The 203-nt window shown below is 42.9% G+C and carries 1 protein-coding gene; it reads right to left on the reverse strand.

The genetic code is table 11. The features are described from left to right. A partial coding sequence (locus N8M95_RS09300; RefSeq protein WP_261117098.1) for a mucin-binding protein occupies window positions 1–203 on the reverse strand: 203 nt, incomplete at both ends.

A 203-nucleotide genomic window follows, 5' to 3' on the forward strand; every position in this document is an offset into this window, starting at 1 on the left:
ACAGCTGGGATTTCTGATTTATCCGCTGTGTAACCTGCGATGGTTGGAGAGACCACTTTATCAAACGTATCATCATTGGTTGTCCAGTCTTGGAAGTCGATATGACCTGTTACCAAGTTGACATTGCTCCAACGTTTGAAGTTCAGTGTTTCAACCACATCATCCTTAGCCTTGCTTCCATCTTCGTAAACATAATGGATGGT

The organism is Streptococcus mitis (assembly GCF_946190325.1).
GTDB lineage: Bacteria > Bacillota > Bacilli > Lactobacillales > Streptococcaceae > Streptococcus > Streptococcus mitis_CF.